The organism is Nocardia sp. 852002-20019_SCH5090214, from assembly GCF_001665865.1.
Lineage (GTDB): Bacteria > Actinomycetota > Actinomycetes > Mycobacteriales > Mycobacteriaceae > Nocardia > Nocardia nova.
In genome coordinates this window covers 1-3113 of record NZ_LZMK01000411.1, presented here as the reverse complement: position 1 = coordinate 3113, position 3113 = coordinate 1, and the positions used below count along the sequence as shown (strand labels likewise).

The window sequence follows — 3113 nt, the reverse complement described above, 5'->3', positions numbered from 1 at the left end:
ACCGTCCAACAGGTCGGAGCTGATGGTGCGGGTCACGACGCTGGTCCCGCGCCGAGGTCGGTGACGATGTCGAGTGCGTCGCGTCCGCTGGTCGCCAGGTGCGCGGTGTGTTCACGCAGCAGCTGGTGGCATCCGGCGGAGGTCGCTGAGTAGATCGGTCCTGGGACTGCCGCGATGCGCCGATGCAGTTGCCGTGCCCACGACGCGGTGTCGAGGCTGCTTGAGCGCGCTGCCGCCTCACAGATCAGCAGACCGGCCGAGAGGGCGGCGATGAGCCGATTGCGTTCGGAGAAGCGGGAGGGCGTCGGTGCTGAGCCGGGCGGATATTCCGACACGATCAGTCCCTCGTCGGCGAGTCGCTCGAACATCGCCAGGTTGCCCGCCGGGTAGGCGCGGTCGATCCCTGCGGCCACCACCGCGATCGTGGGCCCCGACGCCGACAGTGCCGCCTCGTGAGCGGCGGTATCGATGCCGTACCCGGCGCCGCTGAGGACACGCCAGCCTCGGTCGGCGAAGTAGGTCGCCATCTTGTGGGCCACACGGATTCCGTAGTCGGAGGCAGCCCGCGACCCCGTGACCGCCATGCGTGCGATCAACCGAAACCGTGAGTGCCAGCGGCCCGCGCACCCATAACCCCACCGGGGCACGAACGTTCGCACGTTCGAGGTCGGCGACCGCGGCCGTCGGCCAATCGGGATCGTCGGGAGTCAGAAGCATCGCCTCGGCCGCGGCGGCGCGATCAAGATCCGCTGCCGCCTGCTCGCCCACATCTGATTGGATCTGGAACAGCTCGTGTTCGCTGCACAACCGATCAGCGACGTCCTCGACGTCGGTGTCGGCCAGAAGGATCGACACCGCAAGGGAATTGGTCAACGCGGCACGAGCGGTGACGGCCCATGCGAGACGGCGCCGCGAGGCCAACGGCGTCAAGCGTTCGTCAAAGGCATCGTCGGAAGCCGACACGGTGATCCTCCTGAGGGAAGAGTCGATGGTGGAGTCGAGCAGCGCCGTTCTAGAGCGCTATACGTAGCTCTGTGACCAGCGAGCGTGAGTGGGAGCCGGACCGGCTCGATGCTGTGCTCGACACTGGTCAGTGCATCGGTGTTCGCGAGGGAAGAGACGTATGGGTAAGCGCCGCATAGAGGCTGGAGTCAGCAATGTCGAAGAAGGCGCTGTTGACACAGGCGAGATGAGAAGAACGGGCGCGTCCGGAGGAGTGGAACTACGCCCGTTCTCGCCCCTTCGTCCGAGCAACGGTGTGTGAGTGCACCGCGACGACGAAGGGTTGCATCAGGGAAGGGGATAGTGCGAGCCACCCGTGTATCCCCTCGATTCCCCCGATCCCATCGCGAATCCTAGACACCGGCCGCCCGTCGCGGCGGTGAGTGAGCGGACCGCGACTGGAAATATTCGCGTCGCGGTCGCGGCGCTAGGTGAGGTGGGCTCCGGCGTCGTGGAGCATGGTGCGCATCAGCCATCCGGCTTCGGCGCCGACGACGGTGTCGAGCAGATCGCAGAAGACGCGGCAGAACTCGGGGCCGTGCCCAGCTGGGCGGGGTTGCAGGTGGTGGGCCAACTCGTGCAGCACCAGCAGTTCCCGCACGGCACGCTCGCGTAGCGGGACTGCGATTGTGGCGGTGGCAGGCTCGTAGTGTGCGTAGCGGCTGCCGCGCCGCGCGCGCACCCGCAGTGGTACGGCGGCGTGCGGGTACCGGGTGCGAATAGAGGGCATCGCCAGCACGGCGTCGAGGTATGCGTTCACGGATTCGACTGTGCCCATGCGTCTTTCGATCGGCACACTGATCTGGGAGCCGAACAGTTCGACGGTGCGGCCGGGAGTGTGGTCGGCGAGATCGAAAAGGGCGCGCAGCCGGCGCTCGGCGTCGTAGACCCTGCGGCGTTGCCTGTCGCGTGGCCGTGCGGTCACGACGGCAAACCTTTACGCAGGCCGTCGATCTGGCCGAGGTCGTGCAGGCGGGCGCGTTGTCCGTCGCGGTCGCCGGCGTCGGCGGCGGCCGGTGCATGTCCCATAGCTCGCCGGTGGCCAGCCCAGGTGCCTTTCGCGGTTGAGTGTGCGGTGTAGTAGTCGCGCAGCTCGACGTCTTTGTCTCGCAACGCTAACGCTGTGCTCGGTGCTGCCGGTGAGTCGGTGGCGAGGGCGTCGGCGCGTGCCTGGTTGCGGTCGGCGCGCAGGCGTTGTCCGACGCGGGCGGCGAAGGCGCGCTGGTAGGCAAGGCGTGCGGTGACACCGGCGACCGGGTGGCGTTGGTGGGCTGCGGAGTGCAGATATGCGCGTGAGCCGCGCACCATCTGGGCGAGCAGAGGGGTGTAGAGCAGTTGGGTGGTGTCGATGTCGGCGCCGAGCCCGAAGGCGATCACCCAGGTCGAGTTGTGGGCCGCGTCCACGCGCACGTCGTTGGCGTGGGCGATGGCCACGAACAATTGCACATAGGTGGCCAGCCCTTTGGTTCCTTTGGCGCCGATCTCGATTCGCCGCATCCCCGGCATCGGGCGGGCACGGCCGCGGTCGGCGGCAGCGGCGCGTGCCACAGCCAGGTCGATGGAATGCTGAGTGGCCAACTGCTGGGCACGTGAGAGGAATGCCTCGGCCTCGTGCGGATTGTCGGTGCCCTCGGCTTGGCGCATCAACGCACCGATACGGGTGAGCAACCTGTTCGCATCCGCCATCATTCACCGTCCCCGGTGAACAGGGTGCGGGTGGCGATGATCGCGGCCAGCAGGTCCAGCGGCTGACCACCGCTGTCGCTGGCGGCGGCGTCGCGAACCTTGCGGAGCTTGCGCAGCCGCGAGGCAGGGCGCAGTTCGACACCGAACATCGCCATGCTGTGTTCGCCGGGGGCTCGGATCAGGGTGTAGTCCTCGATCGCGATCCACGCCTCGTACCACGCCTCGGCAGGCTGGCCTTCACGTCGGCCCTCACCGGGCCCCGGATCCGGTGGCGCCCACAGGCGGCAGGTGCACTCCGGGTCGCCGCACGGGCGGCGGCTGGGATGCCGGTTGTAGTGATCGGCCTGCCCGGCTGTAGCAACTGCCGTGAGTTCTTCACGACCGCAACCGAAGAGGTCAGGGCTTCTCGCAGGAAGTGGTGTATG

General features: G+C 67.8%; 4 protein-coding genes. All 4 read right to left on the bottom strand.

Annotation, left to right across the window (positions count from 1 at the left end; translation table 11 throughout):
* Positions 1 to 32 precede the first annotated feature (32 nt).
* On the bottom strand, positions 33 to 584 hold the full coding sequence (locus A5780_RS34510) for a DNA-processing protein DprA (protein WP_064911153.1): 552 nt from the start codon (positions 582 to 584) through the stop codon (positions 33 to 35).
* A gap of 845 nt (positions 585 to 1429) precedes the next feature.
* Complete coding sequence (locus A5780_RS34505) at positions 1430 to 1927, bottom strand: TIGR04338 family metallohydrolase (protein ID WP_064911152.1); 498 nt, start codon at positions 1925 to 1927, stop codon at positions 1430 to 1432.
* Complete coding sequence (locus A5780_RS34500; protein WP_369829569.1) at positions 1924 to 2691, bottom strand: DUF2786 domain-containing protein; 768 nt, start codon at positions 2689 to 2691, stop codon at positions 1924 to 1926. The genes A5780_RS34505 and A5780_RS34500 overlap by 4 nt, the downstream gene beginning before the upstream one ends.
* Positions 2688 to 3113 (bottom strand): hypothetical protein (locus A5780_RS42335; RefSeq protein ID WP_231983191.1); only part of this gene is annotated, 426 nt, incomplete at its 5' end. The genes A5780_RS42335 and A5780_RS34500, both read right to left, overlap by 4 nt.